The organism is Rhizobium sp. Leaf371 (genome assembly GCF_001424045.1).
In the GTDB taxonomy this organism is placed as follows: domain Bacteria; phylum Pseudomonadota; class Alphaproteobacteria; order Rhizobiales; family Rhizobiaceae; genus Ferranicluibacter.
The window spans coordinates 223,213-242,991 of sequence record NZ_LMQB01000001.1 but is presented as its reverse complement, the minus strand read 5'-3'; the positions used below and the strand labels follow the sequence as shown (position 1 = coordinate 242,991).

At 65.0% G+C, this 19,779-nt stretch carries 21 protein-coding genes; 2 read left to right on the top strand and 19 right to left on the bottom strand.

Annotation, left to right across the window (positions count from 1 at the left end):
- Positions 1-67: 67 nt before the first annotated feature.
- The gene (locus tag ASG39_RS01015; protein WP_244481089.1) at positions 68-1,339 is read left to right on the top strand and encodes an efflux RND transporter periplasmic adaptor subunit; all 1,272 of its coding nucleotides are present in this window, start codon (positions 68-70) and stop codon (positions 1,337-1,339) included.
- Positions 1,340-1,352: 13 nt separating this feature from the next.
- Positions 1,353-4,676 carry an efflux RND transporter permease subunit gene (locus ASG39_RS01010; RefSeq protein WP_062591979.1) on the top strand — a complete coding sequence of 1,108 codons (3,324 nt, stop codon included), beginning with the start codon at positions 1,353-1,355 and terminating at the stop codon, positions 4,674-4,676.
- A 48-nt stretch (positions 4,677-4,724) separates the two neighbouring features.
- Here the strand turns inward: ASG39_RS01010 and ASG39_RS01005 are convergent, their stop codons facing one another.
- The 19 genes from ASG39_RS01005 to urtA all read right to left on the bottom strand — a co-directional run bounded on the left by ASG39_RS01005 (position 4,725) and on the right by urtA (position 19,719).
- On the bottom strand, positions 4,725-5,363 hold the full coding sequence (locus tag ASG39_RS01005; protein WP_062591977.1) for a LysE family translocator: 639 nt from the start codon (positions 5,361-5,363) through the stop codon (positions 4,725-4,727).
- A gap of 105 nt (positions 5,364-5,468) precedes the next feature.
- Positions 5,469-6,080: an urease accessory protein UreG gene (ureG, locus tag ASG39_RS01000; protein ID WP_062591975.1), complete on the bottom strand. Its 612-nt coding sequence runs from the start codon at positions 6,078-6,080 to the stop codon at positions 5,469-5,471.
- A 133-nt stretch (positions 6,081-6,213) separates the two neighbouring features.
- The gene (locus tag ASG39_RS00995; protein WP_062593282.1) at positions 6,214-6,894 is read right to left on the bottom strand and encodes an urease accessory protein UreF; all 681 of its coding nucleotides are present in this window, start codon (positions 6,892-6,894) and stop codon (positions 6,214-6,216) included.
- Between the two features lie 28 nt (positions 6,895-6,922).
- Positions 6,923-7,447: an urease accessory protein UreE gene (gene ureE, locus ASG39_RS00990; RefSeq protein ID WP_062591974.1), complete on the bottom strand. Its 525-nt coding sequence runs from the start codon at positions 7,445-7,447 to the stop codon at positions 6,923-6,925.
- An 11-nt stretch (positions 7,448-7,458) separates the two neighbouring features.
- A complete protein-coding gene (locus tag ASG39_RS00985; RefSeq protein WP_062591972.1) occupies positions 7,459-8,139 on the bottom strand; it encodes a TIGR02117 family protein in 681 nt (226 codons plus the stop codon).
- A gap of 76 nt (positions 8,140-8,215) precedes the next feature.
- Entirely contained in the window at positions 8,216-9,928 is a 1,713-nt protein-coding gene (ureC, locus tag ASG39_RS00980; protein ID WP_062591970.1) for an urease subunit alpha, read from the bottom strand.
- Between the two features lie 4 nt (positions 9,929-9,932).
- Positions 9,933-10,340: a PIN domain-containing protein gene (locus ASG39_RS00975; protein ID WP_062591968.1), complete on the bottom strand. Its 408-nt coding sequence runs from the start codon at positions 10,338-10,340 to the stop codon at positions 9,933-9,935.
- Positions 10,327-10,581: a hypothetical protein gene (locus ASG39_RS00970; RefSeq protein ID WP_062591966.1), complete on the bottom strand. Its 255-nt coding sequence runs from the start codon at positions 10,579-10,581 to the stop codon at positions 10,327-10,329. The genes ASG39_RS00975 and ASG39_RS00970 overlap by 14 nt, the downstream gene beginning before the upstream one ends.
- Before the next feature lie 9 nt (positions 10,582-10,590).
- Entirely contained in the window at positions 10,591-11,247 is a 657-nt protein-coding gene (locus ASG39_RS00965) for a hypothetical protein (RefSeq protein ID WP_062593280.1), read from the bottom strand.
- Between the two features lie 139 nt (positions 11,248-11,386).
- Positions 11,387-11,773: a lysozyme inhibitor LprI family protein gene (locus ASG39_RS00960; RefSeq protein ID WP_062591964.1), complete on the bottom strand. Its 387-nt coding sequence runs from the start codon at positions 11,771-11,773 to the stop codon at positions 11,387-11,389.
- A 46-nt stretch (positions 11,774-11,819) separates the two neighbouring features.
- Complete coding sequence (locus ASG39_RS00955) at positions 11,820-12,125, bottom strand: urease subunit beta (protein WP_062591962.1); 306 nt, start codon at positions 12,123-12,125, stop codon at positions 11,820-11,822.
- A gap of 75 nt (positions 12,126-12,200) precedes the next feature.
- Positions 12,201-12,449, bottom strand: coding sequence for a DUF1272 domain-containing protein (locus tag ASG39_RS00950; protein WP_062591959.1), 249 nt, complete (start codon positions 12,447-12,449; stop codon positions 12,201-12,203).
- A gap of 7 nt (positions 12,450-12,456) precedes the next feature.
- On the bottom strand, positions 12,457-12,759 hold the full coding sequence (locus ASG39_RS00945; protein WP_062591957.1) for an urease subunit gamma: 303 nt from the start codon (positions 12,757-12,759) through the stop codon (positions 12,457-12,459).
- Positions 12,760-12,791: 32 nt separating this feature from the next.
- Complete coding sequence (locus tag ASG39_RS00940; protein WP_062593278.1) at positions 12,792-13,646, bottom strand: urease accessory protein UreD; 855 nt, start codon at positions 13,644-13,646, stop codon at positions 12,792-12,794.
- An 11-nt stretch (positions 13,647-13,657) separates the two neighbouring features.
- The gene (urtE, locus tag ASG39_RS00935; RefSeq protein ID WP_062591952.1) at positions 13,658-14,353 is read right to left on the bottom strand and encodes an urea ABC transporter ATP-binding subunit UrtE; all 696 of its coding nucleotides are present in this window, start codon (positions 14,351-14,353) and stop codon (positions 13,658-13,660) included.
- 178 nt (positions 14,354-14,531) lie between these two features.
- The gene (urtD, locus tag ASG39_RS00930) at positions 14,532-15,284 is read right to left on the bottom strand and encodes an urea ABC transporter ATP-binding protein UrtD (protein WP_062591950.1); all 753 of its coding nucleotides are present in this window, start codon (positions 15,282-15,284) and stop codon (positions 14,532-14,534) included.
- A 5-nt stretch (positions 15,285-15,289) separates the two neighbouring features.
- A complete protein-coding gene (urtC, locus tag ASG39_RS00925; protein ID WP_062591948.1) occupies positions 15,290-16,468 on the bottom strand; it encodes an urea ABC transporter permease subunit UrtC in 1,179 nt (392 codons plus the stop codon).
- The gene (urtB, locus tag ASG39_RS00920) at positions 16,468-18,075 is read right to left on the bottom strand and encodes an urea ABC transporter permease subunit UrtB (RefSeq protein WP_062591946.1); all 1,608 of its coding nucleotides are present in this window, start codon (positions 18,073-18,075) and stop codon (positions 16,468-16,470) included. Before urtB ends, urtC begins: the two co-directional genes overlap by 1 nt.
- Before the next feature lie 354 nt (positions 18,076-18,429).
- Complete coding sequence (gene urtA / locus ASG39_RS00915; RefSeq protein ID WP_062591944.1) at positions 18,430-19,719, bottom strand: urea ABC transporter substrate-binding protein; 1,290 nt, start codon at positions 19,717-19,719, stop codon at positions 18,430-18,432.
- Between the last annotated feature and the right edge of the window lie 60 nt (positions 19,720-19,779).

Genomic DNA, 19,779 nt, shown 5'->3' with positions numbered 1-19,779 from the left:
TCAGATCATGGGGCGGACAGGCGGCAATCGTCGTCTTTCAGCACAATTCGACAATGAGGACACGCCGATGGCGGCTGGAAGACCCTTTGCAGGTGGCATGCGCGCCAGGCCGGTTTCGGCCCGGTCGCCGGTTGCCGTGTTTCTCACCGTCCTCGCCCTGTCGGTCGCTCCTTCCCTGACACCTGCGGCCCTTGCGCAGGAGGCCGCAACGTCTGAAGCGAAGACGCAGGCCAAGCCCGAGACGGCCTATCCCTCCATCGTGGTCACCAGGGCCGAAACGCGCAAGATCATCGACCGGGTGATCGCGACCGGGACGATCCAGGCCGTCGAGGAAACCTTCGTGCAGCCGCTTGTCGAAGGTCTGTCGATCCGCAGCCTCGCGGTGGATATCGGCGACAAGGTCGAGGCCGACGCCACCATGGCGACGCTGAACGAGGATGCCCTGCTGCTGACGCGCAGCCAGAACGAGGCAAGCCTCGCGAAGGCCCGCGCCTCGCTCGCCCAGTATCAGGCGCAGCTCGTCGAGGCGCAGGCCAATGCGAAGGAAGCCGTCCGCGTCTCCGAGCGCAACGCGAAACTCAAGGACGCAGGCACCGTTTCCACCGCCCTCGCCGATCAGACGGAGGCCGCCGCCGCCGCAGCCCTTGCGCGCGTCACCTCGGCCGAGCAGCTGATCGCGGTCGCGCAGTCCGACATCAAGGTGGTCGAAGCCCAGATGTCCGACGTGGATCTGCGCCTGGCGCGCACCGTCATCAAGGCGCCGGTCGCCGGCACCGTCTCCGCCCGCACGGCCAAGGTCGGCGCCATCGCCGCCGGCTCCGGGCAGCCATTGTTCACCATCATCCGAGACGGCGCCGTGGAAATGCGCGCCGACGTCTCGGAAGGCGATCTTCTGAAACTGGCCGTCGGCCAGAAAGCCAGCCTGAAGCTCGCCGACAGCAGCGTCACGCTCGACGGCAAGATCCGCCTGATCTCGCCGACGGTCGATGCCGACACGCGGCTCGGAACCGTTTTCATCAGCATTCTCGATCCCGAAAAGGCGCGCGTCGGCATGTATGCCAATGCCGACATCACGGTCGAGGAAAAGCAGGCCCTGGCCCTGCCGCTGACGGCCGTGACCAGCGGCAAGACCGAAACCGTGGTGCGCAAGGTGCGCGACGGCGTGGTGGAGATGGCGCGGATCGAAACGGGCATCCAGGACGGTCGTTACATCGAGATCGTCTCGGGCCTGAGCGAGGGCGACGAGGTCGTCGCGAAGGCCGGCGCCTATGTTCGCGACGGCGACCGGATCACGCCGGTCAAGGCCGCGGCATCCACCGGCAAGACGGCCACCAACTGAGGATCGACCCGCCATGAACTTCTCGGCCTGGGCCATTCGCAATCCGATCGCACCGATCCTCACCTTCGTGCTGCTGATGTTCCTCGGCTATCAGTCGTTCAACGCGCTGCCGATCACCCGCTTCCCCAATATCGACGTGCCCATCGTCTCCATCTCCGTCGCGCAGAGCGGGGCCGCGCCGGCCGAGCTGGAAACGCAGGTCACCAAGGAGATCGAGGATGCCGTGGCCGGCATCGCCGGGGTCAAGCACGTCACCTCGACCATCACCGACGGCATTTCCACGACCGGCGTCGAGTTCGAGATCGAGATCCCGACGAACCAGGCGGTGCAGGACACCAAGGACGCGATCGACCGCATCCGCGGCGACCTGCCGGCCGGCATCGAGGAGCCGATCGTCGCGAAGATCGATGTCGAGGGACAGGCGATCCAGACCTTCGCCGTCTCCGCACCGGACATGACGCTGGAAGAGATCAGCTGGTTCGTGGACGACACGGTGAAGCGCGCGCTGCAGGGCCAGACCGGCATCGGCCGGATCGACCGCTACGGCGGCGCCGACCGCGAGGTGCGGGTGGAACTCAGCGACAGCCGCCTCAATTCCTACGGCATCACCGCGACCGACGTGAACGCGCAACTGCGCAAGATGAACACCGACCTCGGCTCCGGCCGCGGACAGATCGGCGGCAGCGAACAGGCGATCCGCACGCTCGGCGACGCCCGCTCCGTCACGGCACTCGCCGATACGATGATCGCCATGCCGAACGGCCTGTTCGTCCGCCTGTCGGAACTCGGCACCGTCACCGATACCTATGAGGAGCCGAAGAGCTTTTCGCGCTTCGACGGCACGCCCGTCGTCACCTTCGCCGTCTTCCGCTCCAAGGGTGCGAGCGAGGTCAGCGTTGCAGAGACCGTGGCGAAGTCCCTGGATGCCGTACGCGCCGCCAATCCCGGCGTCTCGATCCAGCTCATCAACGACAGCGTCTACTTCACCTACGGCAATTACGAAGCCGCCTTGGACACGCTGATCGAAGGCGCGCTGCTGGCCGTTGCCGTCGTGCTGCTGTTCCTGCGAAACTGGCGCGCGACGCTAATCTCGGCCCTCGCGCTGCCGCTGTCGGCCATCCCCACCTTCTGGATCATGGACCTGCTCGGCTTCTCGCTAAACCTCGTCTCGTTCCTCGCCCTGACGCTGGCGACCGGCATTCTCGTGGACGATGCGATCGTCGAGATCGAGAACATCGCCCGGCATATCAAGATGGGGAAATCGCCCTATCGGGCGTCGATCGAGGCGGCGGACGAGATCGGCCTTGCGGTCATCGCCACCACCTTCACCATCATCGCCGTCTTCGTGCCGGTGTCGTTCATGCCGGGCATTCCCGGACAGTACTTCATCCAGTTCGGCCTGACGGTCGCCGTCTCCGTGTTCTTCTCGCTGATGGTGGCGCGCTTGATCACGCCGGTCATGGCGGCCTATCTCATGCGCTCCGGCGATGGCGACGGGCACGGCGAGGCGCGCGACGGCATCATGATGCGGGGCTATAGCTGGCTGGTCTCGGCCACGACGCGCCGCTGGTACATGCGTTACCTGACGCTCGCCGTCGCCATCGCCTTCCTCGTCGGCTCGGTGCAGCTGCTGCTCACCGTTCCCGGCAGCTTCCTGCCGCCGGAAGATGCTTCGCGCATCGTGCTGTCCGTCGAACTTCCGCCGGATGCCATGCTGGAAGACACCGACCGCACGAGCGCGGAAATCTATGACCGGATCAAGGATTTCCCCGGCGTCGAAGGCATCTTCGTGCTGGGCGGAGCCTCGCCCAAGGGCGATCTGGAGCTGCGCCGCGCGACCATTACGGTCATGCTGGAAAAGCTCGATCATTCGCTCGTCAACAAGCTGGTCAACAATCTGCTCGGCAGCCTTCCCCTCGTCGGGCAATACATGCCGAAGCTGCCGCCGGCCGGCCGCATCATTCCGCAGTCGCGGATCGAGGCCCAGATCTTTGCCGCCATCCATTCGATCCCGGATGTGCGCGTGCTGAAGCTGAACGACCGTGGCGAGCGTGACCTTGCGTTCAACCTCCTCTCCAACGACGAAGCGGCCCTGAACGAGGCCGTCGGCCTGCTGCAGGCCAAGCTCCGGGACGAGCCGGCGCTTGCCAATGTCAGCCCGGACGGCGCGCTGCCGCGCCCGGAGCTGCAGCTGCGCCCGCTGACCGAACGCATGTCGCGCCTCGGCATCACCACGTCCCAGCTCTCCGATGTCCTCCGCGTCGCGACCATCGGCGACATCGACGCGGCTCTGACGAAGATCTCGCTCGACGACCGGCAGATCCCCATCCGCGTGCAGATCGACACCGATATGCGCACCGACCTCGCCGCCATCCGCAACCTCAAGATCCAGACGGCATCGGGCGCGCTCGTGCCCATTTCGAGCGTGGCCGACATCGCCTATTCGGAAGGTCCGAGCTCGATCAAGCGCTACGACCGCTTCCGTGTCGTCACCATGGGTGCCGATCTGCCGGTGGGCGTTGCGCTGGACACCGCCTCCGACCGCTTCAAGAAAGCCGCGAGCGAAGTCAGCCTGCCGGAGGGCGTCCGCTTCCTGGAAAGCGGCGATGCCGAGGTCCAGGCGGAAATGCAGTCCGGCTTCGTCCATGCCATGCTGCTCGGTCTTCTGTTGGTCCTCGTGGTGCTCATCCTCCTCTTCAAGGATGTGATCCAGCCCTTCACCATCCTCTTCTCGTTGCCGCTCGCCATCGGCGGCGTGGCGCTCGGCCTCATCGTCACCAACAACGCGCTCTCCATGCCCGTTCTCATCGGCATTCTCATGCTGATGGGCATCGTCACCAAGAACGCCATCCTGCTGGTCGATTTCGCCATCGAGATGAAGCGGCAGGGCATGGAGCGTGTGGATGCCATGGTGGAAGCGGGTCGCAAACGCGCCCGGCCGATCATCATGACCTCCATCGCGATGTCGGCCGGCATGCTGCCCTCGGCGCTCGGGGTCGGCGAAGGCGGCTCGTTCCGCGCGCCCATGGCCATCGCCGTCATCGGCGGGATCATCGTCTCCACCGTGCTGTCGCTGGTCGTCGTACCCTCGTTCTTCCTGATCATGGACGATCTGTCCCGCCTGCTCGGCTGGTCCTTCGGCCGTCTGGTCGGCCGCAAGGAAATCGAGACCGTCCCGCTCGAAAACACAGAACTCACGGAAAAGCTCGCCGCTCAGGCCGAGACGATCGAAACGCTGCAGGAGCGCCTCGCCCGACTGGAAAGCCGCACCGCCCCCGGCACGCTGCGCGCCGTCGGCGGCACGGTGGTGACGCATCCGGCCCTGGCTGCGGAGTAGACGCAGGGACACGCGCAGGACCGGCGCGCCGCCGGTCCTGAAGGGGCGTTACGCCGCGGCCTTCTTCCATCCGGCCGCGAGCAGGCCGGCCCCGATCATCAGCGAGCCGCCCGTCCGGTTGACGATGCGCTGGACGCGCGGTTTGCCGATCGAATTGCGCGCCATCGAGGCCATCAGGCCGTAGGCCGCCGCATTCGCCGTGGCGAGCACGAGGAAGGTGGCTTCGAACACGACCATCTGGAACGCGATCGGCCGCGATGCATCGATGAACTGCGGCAGGAAGGCGATGAAGAAGATGATGCTCTTCGGGTTGAGCGCCGTCACCACATAGGTGTGCAGGAAGATGCGGATCGGCCGGTCCCTCGCCGGCGCAGCGTCTCCCGCCTCCGACGCGCCGCCGGAGACCGGCGCTCGCCAGAGCTTGATGCCGAGATAGATGAGATAGGCGGCACCGATCCATTTCAGCGCGGTGAAGATGGCGGACGAGGTCGCCAGCAGCGCGCCGAGGCCGAGCATCGACGCGGTCATCGCCGTGAAATCGCCCAGCGCGACGCCTGCGACCGTCGCCGCAGCCACCTTGCGACCATGGCTGAGCGCATAGGAAATGACGAGAAGGATCGTCGGCCCGGGTATGGCCAGAAGGATGGCCGATGCGGCGACGAAGGCGAACCAGTGTTCCCAGGACATGTTGCAACTCCCTTGTTGGCCGATCAACAATCCACAGGCCACGCCCTTTTGCAAGGCCTTCCTAAAACGCCCGATGCAGGTTTCGCAACGAGGTTCCGGAACGCATTACAGCCCGCCTTCGACCCGCAGAAACTCCACGATCCGCTCCACGCCCTCGCCCCGCTTCATGTCCGAAAACACGAACGGGCGGGACTGGCGCATGCGATCGGCGTCGCGCTGCATGACGTCGAGATCGGCGCCGACATAAGGCGCGAGATCCGTCTTGTTGATGACGAGAAGATCGGACCGCGTAATGCCGGGCCCACCCTTGCGGGGAATTTCCTCACCCTGGCAGACGGAGATGACATAGAGCGTGATATCCGCGAGATCGGGCGAAAAGGTCGCCGCGAGATTGTCGCCGCCGGACTCGATGAAGACGACGTCGAGATCGGGAATGCGGCGATTGAGATCGGCGATGGCCTGCAGGTTGATCGTCGCATCCTCGCGGATGGCCGTGTGCGGGCAACCGCCTGTCTCGACGCCGACGATCCTGTCGGAGGGCAGCGCCTGCATGCGCACCAGCGCCTCGGCATCTTCCTGCGTATAGATGTCGTTGGTGACCACGGCGACCGACCACCTGTCGCGCATGGCCTTGCAGAGCTTGTCCGTCAGCGCCGTCTTGCCCGAGCCGACCGGCCCGCCGATGCCGACGCGCAGGGGTCCGTTGGAAGAAGCCATGAGAGTGTCCTTTCAAGTGCGCCAGTCCGGCTCAAGCTGTTCGCTTCGACGCCGGACGAAGCTGGGTCATGACGAGATGAAGCCCCTGCACCGGGGCGTCACCGAAAATCGATCCGACAATGGGCTCCGATCCTTATGAGCGGAACAGGCGAGAGGCCAGCGTCTCGTGCCGCACACCTGCGATATCGGCGAGGATGCCGGCGGAGCCGAGATCGTCGAGCGAACTTGCCGCCGCGCGCGCGGCGGTCATGGCGATTTCCGTTTCCAGCGCCGCCAGCACCGCCACCCCGGCCCGCTGGCCGAGAACGCCGCAGCGGATCGCCACCGAGATCTGGTTGGACACGCTCGCATGCAGATAGGCCGCAATCGCGGGTTCGAGCCCCGCGCCATGGAGACCGGCCACCGCGCCGACGGCAACCGGATAGGCCACCCGCTCCGGCAGCCGATCCTCCTGCCCGGTCGGCCAGGCCGACGCCGCGGCGAGAAAGGCCTCTCCCTGCAGCATGGTTTCCATCTGCCGCTCCTGGCTCCCGGCCATGGCCTCCGCCAGGGCGGCGACGGCGTGAAGCCTCTCGACCTCGCCGGCCGCACGATAGCTTTCCGCCAGCAGCACCGCATCGTTCCAGCCGGCTCCCTGCGCGAGAGCGCCCGAGAGCCAATCCTGGAGCGAGGCCGCATCCGCAACGCCGCCGTCCGCCACCGCCTGCTCCAGCCCGCTCGAATAGGAGAAAGCGCCGATGGGAAACGCCGGCGACAGCCAGCTCATCAGCCGAAGCAGCGCCTGTGTGCCTCCCGACGCCGGCGGTTTTTCCATCTTCTCCACGCGCGCGCTCGCAAGGATATCAGTCATGGGAATGGCGATGCCTTTTTCCCCCATGATCATGGCCGTGGTCGTGGTCGTGGTCGTGATGGTCATGCCCGGCATGATCATGGCCGCTGTGATAGGCGCCCCGCATCGGCTGGAACTGCGCCGTCACCTCGTTGACCGTTGCACCGAGGCCGATCAGCATGGAGCGGATGACGGGATCGCGCAGGATGACGATGCGGTCCTCGCGGATTTCGGCTTGCAGATGCCGGTTGCCCAGATGCCAGGCGAGTTCGATCAGGTGAAGACGGTCGCGCGGCACGATCTCGTAAAGCGGCTCCTCCACGGCTGCGATCAGGATATAGCCGCCGCCTTCCAGCACCAGTGCATCGCCATCGGCCAGCATCACGGCCTGCTTCAGATCCAGCATGACGACGTCGTCATCCGGCAGATGCAGAAGCTTGCGCCGGAGATGCCGCTGGTCGTGCGGCAGCCGCAACAGGGCAATCGGCGTGATATCGGCCGGTGCCGGGGAAGCGATGGATGTCGAGCGATAGGGCATGATGTCCTCGATCAGTTGAAATGCTTGAGAGAAAAAGCGAGCGACACCGGCAACGGGTTCCAGAACCCGGTGCGAAGCCCCGCCGCCCGCAACACGCGCGCCGTCCAGGTGTTGCAGCCGGCAAGCGCGGTAAACCAGCCGGTCGCCTCGAAGAACCGGTCGGTCTGCCCGTAGCGCACATCCGGCACCGGCACGACCTGACCGTCCCGCGTTGCAAAGCCCGCCGCGATCTCCTCGAGCAGCCGCGCATAGGCCGCCGGCCCGATGTCGAAGCCTTGCACGGTGGGCGAGGGTTCGGCAAGCGCGCCGAGGACATCCACATGCAGCACGGCGCGATCGAGCGTCAGGCCGCGCAGCAAGGGCAGCGGCTTCAGATCCGCCCAGGTCGGCGTCTCCAGATAGAAGGTGCGACCGCCCCGGCCGAAAACCATCCATCGCGCGGCGGGATCATCGACCGGCACGCCGCTCGCCGCGAGAAACGGAAACCGCGCCAGGCTTTCCGCATCCACGGGAATGGCGATATCGGTGTGGATCGGGTTGGAGAGCACGAGAATCCGTCTCGTCCCTTCTCCGCCCGCCGGCGACGGCGCCAAGAACGGCTGCGGCATAATGGTCCCGAGCCCCGCGGCTATTGCCAGAAGGAGCACCAGCACCGGCAGACCGATCAGCAGTCGTCGCAGACCCGTGCGCAACCGTCTCATGTCGTCCACATCATGGCCGTCGCCCGCCGAACCTGCCGCCCGACGTGGTGATCGCGGTCATGCGCATCTAGAACAGGAAATAGCGCTGCGCCATCGGCAGCACCGTCGCGGGTTCGCAGGTCAGCAGTTCGCCGTCCGCGCGCACCTCGTAGGTTTCCGGGTCCACCTCGATCACGGGCGTCAGGCTGTTGTGGATCATCGAGGCCTTGCCGATGCCGCCGCGCGTGTTCTTCACCGCCATCAGCGTCTTCGCCACGCCAAGCCTGGCCGCAAGCCCGGCATCGAGCGACGCCTGCGACACGAAGGTGACCGACGAGTTGGTGCGCGCCTTGCCGTAGGAGCCGAACATCGGCCGGTAATGCACCGGCTGCGGCGTCGGGATGGAGGCGTTCGGGTCGCCCATCGGCGCGGCCGCGATCATGCCGCCGAGCAGCACCATGTCCGGCTTCACCCCGAAGAAGGCCGGGTTCCACATCACGAGATCCGCCCGCTTGCCGACCTCCACCGATCCGATCGCGTGGGACAGGCCGTGCGCGATGGCGGGGTTGATCGTGTATTTCGCTATATAGCGCTTCACCCGCATATTGTCGTTGTCGCCGGTCTCGCTCGGCAGACGCCCGCGCTGGCGCTTCATCTTGTCGGCCGTCTGCCAGGTACGGATCGCCACCTCGCCGACGCGGCCCATGGCCTGGCTGTCGGAGGAGATGATCGAGAAGGCGCCGATATCGTGCAGGATATCCTCGGCGGCGATCGTTTCCTTGCGGATCCGGCTTTCGGCGAAGGCGATATCCTCGGGGATCGACGGCGACAGGTGATGGCAGACCATCAGCATATCCAGATGCTCGGCCAGCGTATTGATCGTGTAGGGCCGCGTCGGATTGGTGGAGGACGGGATGACGTTCGGCTGGCCGCAGATCTTGATGATATCCGGCGCATGCCCGCCGCCTGCCCCTTCGGTGTGGAAGGCGTGGATGGTGCGGCCCTTCAGCGCGGCGATGGAGTCTTCCACGAAGCCGCTTTCGTTCAGCGTATCCGTGTGGATCATCACCTGCACGTCGTATTCGTCGGCGACCGACAGGCAGCAGTCGATGGCGGCCGGCGTCGTGCCCCAGTCCTCGTGCAGCTTCAGCGACGTGGCCCCGCCGAGCACCATTTCGACGAGCGCACCCGGCAACGAGGCATTGCCCTTGCCGGCAAAAGCGAGGTTCATCGGAAAGGCATCGGCCGCCTCGATCATCCGCGCCAGATGCCAGGGGCCGGGCGTGCAGGTCGTTGCCAGCGTGCCGTGTGCCGGACCCGTGCCGCCGCCGAGCATGGTGGTGAGGCCCGACATCAGCGCCTCCTCGATCTGCTGCGGGCAGATGAAATGGATGTGGCTGTCCATGCCGCCGGCTGTGATGATCTTGCCTTCGGCGGCGATCGCCTCCGTGCCCGGCCCGACGATGATATCGACATTCGGCTGCGTATCCGGATTGCCGGCCTTGCCAATGGCGACGATCAGCCCGTCCTTCAGCCCGATATCGGCCTTGACGATCCCCCAGTGATCGACGATCAGCGCATTGGTGATGACGGTATCCACCGCGCCCTCCGCCCGCGTCACCTGGCTCTGCCCCATGCCGTCGCGAATGACCTTGCCGCCGCCGAACTTGACCTCGTCGCCATAGGTGGTGAAATCCTTCTCCACCTCGATGAACAGCTCCGTATCCGCCAGCCGAACCCGGTCGCCCGTGGTCGGGCCGAACATGTTGGCATAGGCGGCTCGGGACATCTTGTAGGACATGGGACTACCTCGATAGCTCGGAGAAAAGGGGCGACCGGGCCGCAGCGCGATCGAACGTATAGGTGGTGCGGCGGCCATTGCGGCTGTTGATCTCGCCGATCAGGTGGTCGGAAAAATCACCGGTGGAGTGCGCAAAGGCGCGTGCGGCGGCCCGAACGGCATCCTCGTCCTGAACGCGGATTTCAGGCGCATCGAGGATCCGGTCGATGATCGTGACGATCGCCGCGCGGCTCCGCTTCGTCCGCCGCGCCAACACCCAGATCGTCTCGGCAATCACGACGTGATTGACATGCAGAGGTCCTTCGGACGATCGAACGAGATTGCGGATCGCAGCCATCTCGGCCTCGACATCCTCGCCGAGCATGTCCCCGAAAAGCCAGCGGAGAAGAACGTTCGTATCAATCCCGTTCATCATCGTCTCCGCCACCGCGCATCTCGCGAACCCATCCGATGATCTCGTCGGTGGTCACAGGCCGGTCGAACTTCACGATCCCGCGCAGATCCTCGAAGCTCTTTCCCGGCTTGCGGATCTCGAACCCCCCGGCTTCGTTCGCGACGATCTCGACCGCGTCGCCATCCTTCAGCCCGAGCGTCGTCAGCACCGATTCCGGAACCTTGATCGTGCCCGCCGTGATCCTGACCGTTTCGCCCATGGCGCTCTCCTAGCTCCCGACCGCGAGAGACACTGCCGGCGCTGCATCGAGCCGGCGAAGCCGGCCCTCGGCGACCCAGCGCTCGACAAGTTGCGCCTCCGCGGCAAAGGGATGCCCCTCCCAGCCGACATGGGTGAAGCCGGCAAGCGCGATATCCGCGGCGGGATGAGCGCCCAGCACATCGGCGACCACGACGATGCCGCTGCTCGGCACGATGTAGGGTGCAGGCGAAAACCCGCTGAGAATCTGTTCGACAAACCTCTGGGTTTGCCCGTCGAGCACCCGGAAGGTCTTGCCGGACGCCCGCGCGAAGGCTTCGAACGCCTCCGTCTCATCGTCGCAGAAGTCGTCCAGTTCGGGATGCGTGATGGCAAGCGGTGCCCGAAGGGCGGCAAAGAGAACAGGATTGCGAACGCACCAGAGGCCTGTCGCCTCCACCACTGCGGGATGATTGGCCCAGGCCGACGATTGGAGGCCGGTGGGCGCATCAGCGGACACCGCACGCCCCAGCATCATCCTGGCCGGACGACCTGTGTTGCAGACCGCGACGATGTCGGTCCGCTCGCCGGCCCGGGAGGAGCGGCAATCGTTGAAGCGGACGACGCAATCGGCACACGCGATCTCGGCGGCGGCGCTGTCCGGCACCGGCCCATTGCCAACGATCACGATGCGCGCACCGGTCTTCACAGCCTTCTCATGCCCCTGTTCCTGCCCGCCTTTTTGTCGGGTGCCGCATCGGAAACCATCGATCGGAACCCGCAGCCCGCGTCACGTTGAGACCCTTGAGGTCCCGCGGATGCGTCGATCAAGGATCGACCAGCGCCGCGTCCAATTCTGCCGTCCGCTTGATGGTCAGCTCGGCAAGGCAGCCGGCCACAAGCATCGGCTCCATGGTCCCGCCCCGCGCCTCGAAACCGGCAAGCTCGCACTGCCCGTCACGATAGCCGATCCAGGCCCGCTGCGCCGATTTCAACGCCTCGACGGCGCCGACCATGTTGTCGCCGAGATCGGCGAGATCCTTGTCCGTGGTCTGCGCGCGCGCCATCGTCTTGCGATAGCTTGCGTTCAACGCCTCGTCCGCCGTGTCGAACTCTATCTGCGCGCACAGCGTCAGATCGGTCTGCGTCGTCGCATTGTTGCAGTCGGGCTCGTCCGGACCGGCCGCAGAGGCTGACGCCGCGGCAAGAAACATCCAGGAGACCAGGGCAGCGCCCGAAATGAACCGTATCCTTGCCATGTCAGAGCGCTCCCATGACCTTCTGGCGGAAACCGTAGACTTCCCGCTTGCCGGCAAAGGGGATGAGCGTCACCTCGCGCATCTGCCCCGGCTCGAAGCGGACGGCCGTGCCGGCCGGGATATCGAGCCGCCTTCCATGGGCCGCCGCACGATCGAAGGTGAGCCCCGCATTGGTTTCGGCGAAATGATAATGGCTGCCGACCTGCACCGGCCGGTCGCCGGTGTTCGACACCTCGATCGTCACGGTCTCCAGCCCCACATTCAGCTCGATTTCGCCCTCTGCCGCAAGGATTTCACCGGGGATCATCTTGTTTCTCCTCAAGGTCTCGATAGGCATGTTGCACGGCGATCGTGGCGAGCGGAAGATGCGAGCGCCGCGGCATCACGCCGCCGCGGCACAGCCTTGCGCTTTCAGAATGCGGTCGGTGGACGCCGGGTTCTTGACCAGCTTTTCGGCAGGGCGAACGGGGCGGCGGACGAGTTCGCCGGTGCAGTTCGGGCAGCGTCCGTGCAGCACATCCGTCGCGCAGCTGGCGCAGAAGGTGCACTCGAAGCTGCAGATCATCGCCGCGCGGCTATCGGCCGGCAGGTCCGTGTCGCAGCATTCGCAATTGGGTCGAAGCGCCAGCATGGAAACCTCAGCGAATGGGTTCGTGAACGGTGACGAGCTTCGTGCCGTCCGGAAAGGTCGCCTCGATCTGGATGTCGTGGATCATTTCCGGGATGCCCTCCATCACCTGCTCGCGCGTGATGACATGGGCGCCAGCCTCCATGAGGTCTGGCACGGAACGCCCGTCGCGCGCGCCCTCGACCACGAAATCCGTGATCAGCGCGATGGCTTCCGGATGGTTCAGCTTGACGCCGCGCTCCAGCCGGCGACGCGCCACCATGGCGGCCATCGAGATCAGCAGCTTGTCTTTTTCCCGGGGAGTGAGGTTCATGCGGTGCGACCCATCATCATCTTAGACATTCTCTACAGGCTCCAGACTTTCGGCACAGACGCGCTCCTGCGCAAGTGCGAAATCATCGGCACGAGGATTTTTCGCAAGGCGAATCCGTCCGTCGCAACGATCCGCGCGACGAGCTTCCCCTGCCCGCCGACCACGACATGGCTGACGCCGCCCGACCCGTTGGCGGCACCGTCGTCCAGCCGCTCGCGCAGGGGTTTCAGAGACCGCTCGCAATCGGCCGAGGTAAACAGCAGCGTGGCGAAAGCCACGTGACCGCTGAGCGAAAAAGCCCGTCGCGTCAGCGCGTCGATATCGCCGGACAGCCGCATGTTTTCGGCATGCAGCAGCGTGCCGCCCTTCACGATGCGCCACCGGTCGCGAAAGAGCCCGCTGCGCATGCGCTCACCCATGGCGGCGCGTCCCAGCAGCACGGCCTCGACGGCCAGGAACTCGGCATTCGCGGCAAGATCGACATCGAGCGACCGCGTCATCGAAGCCCGATCAAACAGGATCGTCTCCTGCGGCAGCCAGTGGACGCGGGACCCCTGCTCCGCCCGGATGGTCGTCGTCACCGAGGTCGTGCCGGCGCTCGCCTTGTAGATCTTCTCGCAGGCCTGCGTCGTCAGCGTCAGCTCGGTCCCCGCGCCCGCGGCAAACCGCCAGTCCATCACGTCGCCACCGGTCAGCCCGCCGGAACTGTTGATCAGCACGGCCTCCATGCTGCCGTCGAACATGGTGGGAAGGCGCAGCTTGGCACAGCCCTCCTGGTAGAATTCCGCCAGCCGCGTGCGCCCGCCGGCCGATTTCGCGACCAGCCGTCCGCGCCCGAAGGCGCGCTGAGGGGCGGCCGGCGCCTTCTCCCGTACGAGCTCAGACATCGCTTGCGCGATCAAACCGTGAGGTGCCGTCGGGCTTCCGGCGTGTCGAGCGTTTCGGCCGGGCCTTCATGCACAATCTCTCCGCGATCCATGATGTAGACATGGTCTGCAAGCTCACGGTAGAAGTCAAGATATTGTTCCACAAGCAGAATTGCCATGCCGGTGGAATCCCGCAAATACTGGATCGCCCGGCCGATATCCTTGATGATCGACGGCTGGATGCCCTCCGTCGGCTCGTCCAGCACGAGGATCTTCGGACGCGTGACGAGCGCCCGGCCGATGGCGAGCTGCTGCTGCTGCCCACCGGAGAGATCGCCGCCACGACGGCCGAGCATGGATTTCAGAATCGGAAACAGCTGGAAGATCTCATCCGGCACAAAACGGTCCTTGCGGGCGACAGGCGCGTAACCGGACTCCAGGTTCTCCTTGACGGTCAGAAGCGGAAACACCTCCCGCCCCTGTGGCACGAAACCGACGCCGAGGCGCGCCCGATGATAGGGCGCCATGCCATTCATGAGGGTCTCGTTGAAGGTCACCTTGCCGGCGCTGGTCGCATGCTGGCCCGTCACCGCGCGCAGAAGGCTGGTCTTGCCGACGCCGTTGCGGCCGAGCACGCAGGTGATCTTGCCCATCGGCGCCGTGATGGAGACGCCGCGCAGCGCCTGTGCCGCGCCGTAATGGAGGTTGATGTTATCGACGGTCAGCATGGTGCACCTCGTGTCATGGAAGGGGTCGGTGCCTCGGCGTTTTCAGGGTGTCCCGCGGCCCGACCCGACATCTCCCTCACAGGAAGAAGGGAGAAGACATCCGCCCGAGAGCGAGGCGGCAAAGTCGGTCCGCCGAAGTGTTGAACCGCGAACATCGAAACATTGTAATGCATTGAGATCACCGCCCCAGATAGTTTTCGATGACTTTGGGATCGTTCGACACGAAGTCGATCGTGCCCTCGGCAAGCACCGATCCCTCGGCAAGGCAGGTGACCTTGACGCCCAGGTCGCGAATGAAGCCCATGTCGTGCTCGACCACCACGACCGAGCGGGTCTTGGCGATCTCTTTCAGCAGGATCGCGGTTTCCGCGGTCTCGGCGTCGGTCATGCCTGCGACGGGCTCGTCCACCAGCAGCAGTTTCGGCTCCTGCGCAAGCAGCATGCCGATCTCCAGCCATTGCTTCTGGCCGTGCGACAGGCTGCCGGCGAGATGGTCCTTGCGGGCGGTCATGCGCACCGTTTCGAGGATCTCCTCGATCCGCGCCTTGTCGGCCGGCGTCAGCGTGTAGAACAGCGTCGCGAAGACGCCGCGTTTGCGGTTGAGCGCGAGCTCGATATTGTCCCAGACCGTCTGGCTCTCGAACACGGTCGGCTTCTGGAACTTCCGGCCGATGCCGAGCTGCGCGATATCGGCCTCGTCCTTCTTCGTCAGATCGACCTTGCCGTCGAAATAGACCGTGCCGCTGTCCGGCCGCGTCTTGCCGGTGATGATGTCCATCATCGTGGTCTTGCCGGCCCCGTTCGGGCCGATGATCGCCCGCAACTCGCCGGGCGCGACCACGAACGACAACGCATTCAAAGCCTTGAAGCCGTCGAAGGAAACGGAAACGCCGTCGAGATAGAGAAGGCTGTTGGTGATCTTCTGGTCCATGGCGCTCACTCCGCGGCTTGAGGTTGGGCGTCGGCCGGCGCGCTGGCCGAAACGGTGCGGCCCTTTTCGGCCTCGGCCGCCGCCTTGTAGTCGCGGCGGGAGGAAAAGCCCTGCTGGATGGTGCCGACGATGCCCTTGGGCAGGAACAGCGTGGTGGCGACGAAGAGCGCGCCCAGCGCAAACAGCCAGAATTCAGGAAACGCCGCCGTGAAGACGGACTTGCCGAAATTGACCAGCACCGCCCCGATGATCGGCCCGATCAGCGTGCCGCGTCCGCCGACCGCCGTCCAGATGACGACCTCGATCGAGTTGGCGGGCGCAAACTCGCCCGGATTGATGATGCCCACCTGCGGCACGTAGAGCGCACCGGCAATGCCCGCGATCATGGCGGAGACCGTGAAGATGAAGAGCTTCATGTTCTCGACGCGATAGCCGAGAAAGCGCGTCCGGCTTTCCGCATCCCGCACCCCGATCAGCACCTTGCCGTATTTGGATTGCACGATGGCCGAGGAGAGCAGCAGCACCACCGCAAGCACGATGCCGGTGATGGCAAAGAGCGTGGCCCGGGTTTCCGGCGCCTGGATGTTGAAGCCGATAATATCCTTGAAATCGGTCAGGCCGTTATTGCCGCCGAAGCCCATCTCGTTGCGGAAGAAGGCGAGCAGCAGCGCATAGGTCATCGCCTGCGTGATGATGGAGAGGTAGACGCCGGTGACCCGCGAGCGGAAGGCGAGCCAGCCGAAGACGAAGGCGAGCGCGCCCGGCACCAGGATCACCATGAGGGCTGCGAAGGGGAAGCTGTCGAAACCCGTCCAGTACCAGGGCAGGTCCTTCCAGTTCAGAAACACCATGAAATCGGGCAGGACCGGGTTCGCATAGACGCCGCGCGCGCCGATCTGGCGCATCAGATACATGCCCATCGCATAGCCGCCGAGCGCGAAGAAGGCGCCATGGCCGAGCGAGAGGATGCCGCAATAGCCCCAGACCAGATCGAGCGCGAGCGCGAGCAGCGCGTAGCAGAGATATTTTCCGAACAGCGGCACGACATGCGACGGCACGTGCAGCGGGTTGCCGGGATCGAGCAGCAGGTTGGACGCGGGAACCGCGATGGCGATGAAGAGGATCAGGGCGGCAAGCGCCAGCACCTTCTTTTCATGCGCTTGGATGAGCCGGGTCGTGAACATTATTCGATCGACCTCCCCTTGAGGGCGAACAGGCCGCGCGGCCGCCGCTGGATGAACAGGATGATGAGGACGAGGATCAGGATCTTGCCGAGCACGGCACCCGCATAGGGCTCCAGGAACTTGTTGGCGATCCCGAGCGTCATGGCGCCGACGAAGGTGCCCCAGAGATTGCCGACCCCGCCGAACACCACGACCATGAAGCTGTCGATGATGTAGTTCTGCCCGAGATTGGGCGAGACGTTGTCGATCTGGCTGAGCGCCACGCCGGCGATGCCGGCAATGCCCGAGCCGAGGCCGAAGGTCATCGCGTCCACCATCGGCGTGCGGATGCCCATGGAGGAGGCCATGCGTCGGTTCTGCGTGACGGCGCGCATCTGCAGGCCGAGCCGCGACCGTTTGAGCAGCGTCAGCAGCGCCAGGAAGACGGCCAGCGAGAAGACGATGATCCACATGCGATTCCAGGTGATCGCGAGACCGCCGAAATCGAAGGTGCCCGACATCCAGCTCGGATTGTCCACCTGCCGGTTGGTCGGCCCGAAAATGGTGCGGATGGTCTGCTGCAGGATCAGCGACAGGCCCCAGGTGGCGAGCAGCGTCTCGAGCGGCCGGCCATAGAGAAAGCGGATGATGCCGCGCTCGATGGCGACGCCGACAAGGCCGGTGAAGAGAAAGGCGATCGGCACCGCGAAGGCGAGCGAAAAAGTGGCGAGCCCCGGCGCCAGCGACGCGACCGTCTGCTGCACGACATAGGTCGTATAGGCTCCGAGCATCACCATCTCGCCATGCGCCATGTTGATGACGCCCATGACGCCGAAGGTGATGGCAAGGCCGATGGCGGCGAGCAGCAGGACCGAGCCGAGCGACAGCCCGTACCAGACGTTCTGCAGCACATCCCACACGGCAAGGCTGCTGGTAATGCCGTCGATGCGGCCCTGAATGACCGGCACGAGATCCGGCGGCGCGGTGGCAAGCGCTGCGGAGAGAATGTTGAGCGCACCGCGATCGCCGCGCGCCGCGACATTCTCGATCGCCGCCTTCTTGTCCTCGGCGCTGGCATCCGTCTTCAGGATCAGCACGGCGCGGGCGGAGTCCATCGCCGCCTTGACCTCGGGATCGCTTTCCTTCGCCAGCGCGCCGTCGAGCAGCGCGAGATTGGCAGTGTCGCCGCTGGCCAGCAGCGCCTGCGCGGCGGAAAGGCGGGCATTGCGATCGGGGCTGAGCAAGGTCAGCTGGCTCATCGCATCGCCGATCGCCCCGCGCAGCATATTGTTCAGTCGGATCTTCTGCAGGCTGCCGGCAGCGACGCCCTCGACAGGCGCGCCGGTGACCGGATCGGACACGACGTCGCCCTCGACGAGATAGACCGCGCCGCCCGCCTTCGGCGCGAACAAGGCGCCGGCACTCAGTTTTTCCAGGATCTCGGGCACCTTGGGGTCGCCCGTCGCGGCCAGCCGCTTGACCGCTTCCACCTTCTGCGGAAACGCCGTCGCGCCGAGGCCATCGACCAGAGGCTTCAGCGCCTCCTGCGCCCGCGCACCGGCTGCAAAGGCAAGGCAAAGGCCGAGCAGAAGAAGAATGGTCCGAACCGTGCGCGAGGTCAGCTGCATGTCTGTTCAAAGCCCCTTCATGCGGCAGGGCGGCGGTGAGCCGCGCGCATCTGCCCAGGAATTCCGCAGGCGTCCCTTGGGGGTTGCACTAAAGCGGGTACGACAGTGGTGGGAAAGGCGATCATTCGCCCTGTCCGGTCATTTCGATGCATGATCCGTGCCATGCGCGAACGGCCGTGAATGCGACGAGCGATCCCTCCCCCGGGGAAGACGTCTCCGCCCGGCACGAAGCCGGACGGAGGCGAACATTTCAAATCATCGGTATGAAGACCTGGCGGTGCGGCCCGGAGGCCGCACCAAAAATGCATTCGTCATGAAAATCAGTTGTGCACCATCGGCTTTACGAGGAAGCGATCAGGAGCCCTTGCCGCCGCACTTGCCCGTTGCAACGTTGAAGTTGCCGCAGGACATCGGCTTGCGCCAGTCGGAGATCAGGTCCTTGCTGTCCGGCAGGAAGTCCGACCACTCGTCGCCGACGACCTGGGGGGTCTGCTGGACGATTTCGAACTGGCCGTCGGCCTGGATTTCGCCGATCAGCACCGGCTTGGTGATGTGGTGGTTCGGCATGACGGTGGAATAGCCGCCCGAGAGGTTCGGAACGGAGGTGCCGATGATCGTGTCGAGGACGGCATCCGTGTCGGTGGTGCCGGCAGCCTCGACGGCCTTTACCCAGGCGGAGAAGCCGATATAGGCGGCTTCCATCGGGTCGTTCGTCACGCGCTTGTCGTTCTTCGTGTAGGCGTGCCACTGCTTGATGAAGTCGGCATTGGCCGGCGCATCGACGGACTGGAAGTAGTTCCAAGCGGCGAGATGGCCGACGAGCGGCTTGGTGTCGAGACCGGCGAGTTCTTCCTCACCGACCGAGAAGGCGACGACCGGAATGTCGGTAGCCTTGATGCCCTGGTTGCCGAGTTCCTTGTAGAAGGGAACGTTGGCATCGCCGTTGATGGTGGAGACGACGGCGGTTTTCTTGCCGGCCGAGCCGAATTCCTTGATCTTGGCGACTTCCGTCTGCCAGTCCGAGAAGCCGAACGGCGTGTAGTTGACGATGATGTCTTCCTTGGCCACGCCCTTGGAGATCAGATAGGCCTCCAGGATCTTGTTGGTCGTGCGCGGATAGACGTAGTCGGTGCCTTCGAGCACGAAGCGCTCGACGCCTTCGTTGGCCATCAGGTAGTCGACGGCCGGGATGGCCTGCTGGTTCGGCGCGGCACCCGTGTAGAAGATGTTGCGCGAGGACTCTTCGCCTTCATACTGGACGGGGTAGAAGAGGATCGAGTTCAGCTCTTCGAACACCGGCAGGACCGACTTGCGCGACGAGGACGTCCAGCAGCCGAACACGGCCGCGACCTTGTCGACGGAGATCAGCTCGCGGGCCTTTTCGGCAAACAGCGGCCAGTCGGATGCGGGATCGACGACGACGGCTTCGAGCTTCTTGCCGAGAACGCCGCCCTTCTTGTTCTGCTCCTCGATGAGCATCAGCATGGCGTCTTTCAGCGTCGTCTCGGAAATGGCCATCGTGCCGGACAGCGAGTGCAGGACGCCGACCTTGATGGTGTCGTCAGCCGCGTTGACGGCGGAGAATGCCGTGGTTGCCAAGGCACCCGCCAGGAATGCACTGAGGATATGGGATTTGAATGACATAAGAGAGCCCCTCTCGTTCGTTGGCGCCGTTTCCTAAGGGAGGGTTAACGGGTCGCAACG

Coding starts and splice junctions, on each gene's coding strand:
- urtE (WP_062591952.1), bottom strand. CDS start 14,353: ATGCTGACCGTCGATAACATCAACCTCCATTACGGCGCGGCACAGGCG.
- ASG39_RS00950 (WP_062591959.1), bottom strand. CDS start 12,449: ATGCTGGCGCTTCGACCCAATTGCGAATGCTGCGACACGGACCTGCCG.
- urtD (WP_062591950.1), bottom strand. CDS start 15,284: ATGGACCAGAAGATCACCAACAGCCTTCTCTATCTCGACGGCGTTTCC.
- ASG39_RS00970 (WP_062591966.1), bottom strand. CDS start 10,581: ATGGGCGAAACGGTCAGGATCACGGCGGGCACGATCAAGGTTCCGGAA.
- ASG39_RS00960 (WP_062591964.1), bottom strand. CDS start 11,773: ATGTTTCTTGCCGCGGCGTCAGCCTCTGCGGCCGGTCCGGACGAGCCC.
- ureG (WP_062591975.1), bottom strand. CDS start 6,080: ATGGCTTCTTCCAACGGACCCCTGCGCGTCGGCATCGGCGGGCCGGTC.
- ASG39_RS01010 (WP_062591979.1), top strand. CDS start 1,353: ATGAACTTCTCGGCCTGGGCCATTCGCAATCCGATCGCACCGATCCTC.
- ASG39_RS00940 (WP_062593278.1), bottom strand. CDS start 13,646: ATGTCTGAGCTCGTACGGGAGAAGGCGCCGGCCGCCCCTCAGCGCGCC.
- ASG39_RS00955 (WP_062591962.1), bottom strand. CDS start 12,125: ATGATCCCCGGTGAAATCCTTGCGGCAGAGGGCGAAATCGAGCTGAAT.
- ASG39_RS00975 (WP_062591968.1), bottom strand. CDS start 10,340: ATGAACGGGATTGATACGAACGTTCTTCTCCGCTGGCTTTTCGGGGAC.
- ASG39_RS00995 (WP_062593282.1), bottom strand. CDS start 6,894: ATGGAAAAACCGCCGGCGTCGGGAGGCACACAGGCGCTGCTTCGGCTG.
- ureC (WP_062591970.1), bottom strand. CDS start 9,928: ATGTCCTACAAGATGTCCCGAGCCGCCTATGCCAACATGTTCGGCCCG.
- ureE (WP_062591974.1), bottom strand. CDS start 7,447: ATGCCCTATCGCTCGACATCCATCGCTTCCCCGGCACCGGCCGATATC.
- urtA (WP_062591944.1), bottom strand. CDS start 19,719: ATGTCATTCAAATCCCATATCCTCAGTGCATTCCTGGCGGGTGCCTTG.
- ASG39_RS01015 (WP_244481089.1), top strand. CDS start 68: ATGGCGGCTGGAAGACCCTTTGCAGGTGGCATGCGCGCCAGGCCGGTT.
- ASG39_RS01005 (WP_062591977.1), bottom strand. CDS start 5,363: ATGTCCTGGGAACACTGGTTCGCCTTCGTCGCCGCATCGGCCATCCTT.
- urtC (WP_062591948.1), bottom strand. CDS start 16,468: ATGTTCACGACCCGGCTCATCCAAGCGCATGAAAAGAAGGTGCTGGCG.
- urtB (WP_062591946.1), bottom strand. CDS start 18,075: ATGCAGCTGACCTCGCGCACGGTTCGGACCATTCTTCTTCTGCTCGGC.
- ASG39_RS00945 (WP_062591957.1), bottom strand. CDS start 12,759: ATGAACCTCACTCCCCGGGAAAAAGACAAGCTGCTGATCTCGATGGCC.